We start from the raw sequence: 4,825 nt of genomic DNA on the forward strand, positions 1-4,825 counted from the left end.
GCGCAGCGGTGGGCCCGGGTCCGGTGCGTGGAAGACGGAGGCGCGTCGCCTGGAGCAGGCCTATCGGCGCGGCGCCTCCGATCGCGCTGCGGATCCCGAGGCCATGGGCGCCGCCGCTTCGTCCGACGGTGCTGGCGGGGACGCTCCCGGGACCGGACCCAGTGAGCCCGCCCGGTCGGGCGACCTGGAGTCGGCAGTGGCCCTGGTGGCAGGGACGGCGCAGCCGCAGTGGATCGCGCGACGTCGGGGACCGGCGCCCCAGGCGGGCAAGGAGGCGCACTACGCGAGCGTGGCCGGAACCGGTCTGCGTCTGCCCGCCGGCTCGGCGCTGGCGGAGTCCGAGTGGCTGGCGGTGGCCGGCGTCGACCTGACCGCCGGGCGTGGGGACGCGCTCATCCGTGCCGCGGCGCCCCTCGATGAGCAGGCGGCGCTGGAACTGGCCGGGGCCTGGCTGGCCCAGGAGGAGCGCACCGTGTGGGACGGCGGGCGATTGCGTATAGAGCGCGTGCGTCGGCTGGGGGCCATCACACTCGCCGCCACCCCGGGACCGCCTCCGGGACCGCAGGAGGTGGCGGACGCGGTCGTCGAACGGGTGCACGCCAAGGGAGCCGATGAGGGCCTGGCCGTACTGCCGTGGGACGAGGAGGCCCGGAGCCTGCGCGCCCGGCTGGCCCTGCTGCACGAGCACCTGGGCGATCCCTGGCCGGATATGAGTGACGCGGCCCTGAAGACCCGGTCCGAGGAGTGGCTGGCGCCGGCGGTCATGAGCCTGGTCGAGCAGGTCAGCGGGTCGGCCGGGACGACGACGTCGGGCTCGGCACATAGGCGTTTCAGCCTGGAGCGGCTGGATGTGGCCGGGGCGCTGCGGGCGCTCCTGCCCTGGCCGCAGGCAGCGCGTCTGGACGAGCTGGTGCCCGAGCGCATCGAAGTCCCCTCCGGCTCGCAGGTGCGGGTGGACTACACCTCTACCGGTGACGACTCCACGAGCGCCGGGCGGGCGGGTCGGCCGGTGCTGGCGGTGCGAGTCCAGGAGTGCTTCGGTTGGGCGGCCACACCACGGATCGTTCAGGGGCGGGTGGCGGTGCTGCTGCACCTGCTCTCGCCGGCGCGGCGCCCGGTGGCGGTCACCGATGACCTGGCCTCCTTCTGGGAGCAGGGCTACCCGCAGGTGCGCGCCGAGATGCGCGGACGCTACCCCAAGCACGCCTGGCCCGAGGACCCGTGGAACGCGCCGGCCATCAGGGGGACCGGGCGGCGCCGATGAGTAGGAGCGAAGATGACCCGAGGGGCAACCGGGAACGGCGGACGACAAGTGCCGCAGCGGACCGGCACCGCCGAGAGACTCGAGGATGCCCCTACGACTCCGACTGCCCCCGGCGCTCTCAGGACAACCGGCTCAGCGGCGACTCACCAGGTGGAGGCGTCCAGGCGGCTGAAGCGGAAGCCGGTGGGGTTGTGCTCGGCGTCGGGATCGGCGTCGGGCACGACATACCCGACGATCTGGAGGTTCCAGGTGCCACGTCCGCCCCACAGGGTGGCCGTGGTGCGGGTGCGGCCGCGGACCACCGGGAAGCCGGCGATCGTATCGGCCTGGACGGAGACCACCTCGTGGGCGTGGTAGCGCATGGCGCCAGTGTCGATGTCTCCGAGCCACTCGATCTTGGGCTGGGGGTAACCGGTCATGTGGGTCAGGACGCAGTCATCGGTCAGCAGGGCGTCGATCGCCTTGATGTCGCCGGCGACCATGGCATCGCACAGAAGCGAGTAGAGGTCGGCGGCCGCATGGGGCGCGACCTCGGAGACGTGGGGGTGGGAACGTACCTCAGTCTGGGCGTGGGCGAGGGAGGGGGACTCGTGGGGACGGTGGGGGCGGCGACTCATGGGTCAAGGGTAGAGCCCGACGCCGTACAGACGAGGGACGAAGCGCTTTCAGCGCGGCTAACGAGTGCGCAGGTCCCGACACATATGAGATTGCATGAGGTTGCAAGGAACCTACACGGCGGTTGCACTGAGCTACCCGGAACTGCTCTGAATGGATCGACGACTATCGCCACGCCAGGGTCACCCGAACCCGCTCAACGCAGTCGGCCCCGACCCCGGCAGCCCAGGTCCTGAACTCGGCCGTACAGCACACCACTGTGCCGACTCCTCCGGCAGCCCGGTGCGGCACACCCGCCCGGGGCGTCCTACCCGTGTCGCTGAAGTCATGCACATGTCCCAGAAGTGAGGAGACATCAGAATTGGCCTAGGGGTTACTCGCGGACTCAGCAAACGCCTGCTTTTGTCCGGACCACGGACCGTTCACCCCACCCCAGGAGGGTTATTCACAGCCACGACGACCGCTTGTGTTTGCCCAGGTCAGGGACCGCTTGCCTCGCCCTGTGAATAAGCCTCCAGGAGTGAGCCTGTAGGATCGACAACTAAGCACGACACACATCACCCGGCATGTGACGCCCGGGCTCCCTCATAAATCGCTTGACGTCCAGCAGGCCAGCACCCTATAGAGAAATAATGAGTCCACAGGTCCCAAATAATTCTCCACGATTCACTGGAGAGATCGGCGGCCTCAGCGGGTAAACCATAGCCTTTCGCATGATCAACAGATATTACAGCAGAATGGCTTGCAGGGGTGTCGATAAGCGGTGATTTAAGAGATTCAGACAAAGCTTCGACTTGTTCTTCACTACGCCCACCCGCAGATAATGCCTCGGTCATTAGCGCCTCAGAACGAGCAAGAGCAGAACGCGCCTGCTCCAACATAAGCATATTCACATCCGCCAGAAGCGAGGCAAACAAAGGGTAGGAGTCCGGGTTTTCCGTAGCCCTCTGTTCCGCCTCCTCGACCGCCGCAACTATATCTTTGGCGCCAACCATGGAGGAACGTCCAGAATCGTCAGAAAAAACCATCTGAGGGTCGATAGGCCCCAAATCACCTCCCGGTCCCATAATTATTCTCTGGGCACCCAGACAGAGGATCGTCGCCGCACTCTTAGCCATGTCCGGCACTAAAACGACCAGCTTCCGACAACGCGTCTGCATGGAGCGGACCATCCGCAGAGCAACCTCACCATCCCCTCCTGGTGAGCACAGCAGCAGATGGAGATCCTTGACAGGATCACAATCCACCAAAAGTTCTTCAAGAATCGTCATATTTGTTTGAGTAATTTGATCAATGATAACAATCAAGTTAACATCATTGAGATCCTGGTATTCTCTAATGAGTTCTTGCCTGGCATAGCGAGCCGAGTGCTGCGCATGAAACAGAGGAGTTCGAGATACCACTTAGATCCGCCCGACAATAGGCCGAAAACTCTTCATCTTCCCTCGGCGTAAATCTGCGCCGAAGCGACGAGCCTCCATGGCTCGACGCGCTTGATCCACCCACCTCTGATCCCTCGATTTAGCCGGAGGGCGGAGAGCGGCGGGGACTTTAACATCGCGTTCTTTCTCTGCCGCCGAGAATTCCTGCGCCATAACCAGTCTCCTTAATGCTAGATCAGCCATGACTGTAGTACACCCTTTATACTAATAGGCCCAAGGACCTAGGTGCTAGTTACTTAGTACCCACGATCTCATACCCAGTCATCCCATCGGAGCACAGGCACGACACCCCTCCCCAGTACCAGCAGTCGCCACCCGGAAGAGATATCCCAGACCAGATCGCACAACAGTCCCAGCAATGACGCTCGACGTCTACGCAGGCCTGTCCCCTGATGACCTGGACGCCGTCGCCGATGCTCTTGATGCCTTGAGGCAGCGCGACGACGTCGGAGATTGTGGGCAATATGTGGGCCACCCGGCCCGTGCGGTGTGATCGGCCGGAAACGGAGGAGGCCCGTCACCGCGACTTTTCGTTGCGGTGACGGGCCTTTCCCGTGGTGGCGGTAGCGCTGGGATTCGAACCCAGGGTGGCTATGAACCACACAGACTTTCGAGATCTGCACCTTCGGCCGCTCGGACACGCTACCTCGCTCATGAGCCTACACGGACGGCGGCCCGCGCCCCAATGCGGCGTCCTGCGGTATCAGTCACGGCCGACATCGGCCCTCACTCCCGGGCACCGGACCGGCAGCCTCAGCGGCGGTCGGCGAAGAAGGCGGTCAGGAGGGCCCGGGACTCCTGGGCGCGCAGGCCGGCGCGCACCTCGACCCGGTGGTTGGCGCGGGCGTCGCGCACGACGTCGCGCACCGAGCCGCAGGCACCGGTCCTCGGCTCCCAGGCCCCCAGGACCAGCCGAGCCACCCGGGCCAGGACGATGGCGCCGGCGCACATGGTGCACGGCTCAAGGGTGACCACGAGGGTGCAGCCGTCCAGATGGGAGTCGCCCAGGGCCGCGCCGGCTGCGCGCAGGGCACGGATCTCGGCGTGCGCCGTCGGGTCGTGCTCGGCCTGGCGGGCGTTGGCGGCCTCGGCCAGGACGGCTCCCTCCGGCGAGAGGACGACGGCGCCCACAGGCACCTCCCCCACCTTGCCCGCCGCGCGAGCCAGCTCCAGGGCCCGAGCCATGGCGGCGTCCAGTGAATATGCGGAAGGCGGAGGCGTCACGGCCCCAAGGATGTCAGACCCGGCGACCGGGGCGCACCGGCAGCACCGGCGACGGCGACCCAGCGCTCGTTGTCTTCTACACCACCCCGACGTCAGGAGGAATACATAACGAGTACAGCGCCTCCGTTATAGGCTCCACACAAGGCATTCGGTCCTGGGCCGAAGCCCCGGTCCTGCCACACCTTGCGTATTTTGGCAGTTCTCCCGCATCATCCCCCCAGAACGAGTCCCCATGAAGAACGGAGCAGGTCGGTGAGCCGGTCCCCCGAAACGAGCGAGC

5 protein-coding genes and 1 tRNA gene are annotated in these 4,825 nt (G+C 65.9%); 2 read left to right on the forward strand and 4 right to left on the reverse strand.

From position 1 onward, the window contains the following. Positions 1-1,264 (forward strand): ATP-dependent helicase C-terminal domain-containing protein (locus RWR81_RS12335; RefSeq protein ID WP_314458021.1); only part of this gene is annotated, 1,264 nt, incomplete at its 5' end. Between the two features lie 143 nt (positions 1,265-1,407). On the opposite strand, the gene RWR81_RS12340 is transcribed toward RWR81_RS12335, so the two are convergent. Continuing rightward, complete coding sequence (locus RWR81_RS12340; protein WP_314458022.1) at positions 1,408-1,881, reverse strand: nuclear transport factor 2 family protein; 474 nt, start codon at positions 1,879-1,881, stop codon at positions 1,408-1,410. Positions 1,882-2,436: 555 nt separating this feature from the next. Continuing rightward, positions 2,437-3,282, reverse strand: coding sequence for an SDH family Clp fold serine proteinase (locus RWR81_RS12345; RefSeq protein WP_314458023.1), 846 nt, complete (start codon positions 3,280-3,282; stop codon positions 2,437-2,439). A gap of 397 nt (positions 3,283-3,679) precedes the next feature. Here RWR81_RS12345 and RWR81_RS12350 point away from each other — a divergent pair, with 397 nt between their 5' ends. Continuing rightward, a complete protein-coding gene (locus tag RWR81_RS12350) occupies positions 3,680-3,814 on the forward strand; it encodes a hypothetical protein (protein ID WP_314458024.1) in 135 nt (44 codons plus the stop codon). Positions 3,815-3,879: 65 nt separating this feature from the next. Here the strand turns inward: RWR81_RS12350 and RWR81_RS12355 are convergent. Beyond that, a tRNA-Ser gene (locus RWR81_RS12355) sits at positions 3,880-3,968 on the reverse strand. A 106-nt stretch (positions 3,969-4,074) separates the two neighbouring features. Then, positions 4,075-4,506 (reverse strand): nucleoside deaminase, encoded by a 432-nt coding sequence (locus RWR81_RS12360; protein WP_314458025.1) that lies wholly within the window; start codon positions 4,504-4,506, stop codon positions 4,075-4,077. Positions 4,507-4,825 lie beyond the last annotated feature (319 nt).

Source organism: uncultured Actinomyces sp. (genome assembly GCF_963526355.1).
Taxonomy (GTDB): Bacteria; Actinomycetota; Actinomycetes; order Actinomycetales; family Actinomycetaceae; genus Actinomyces.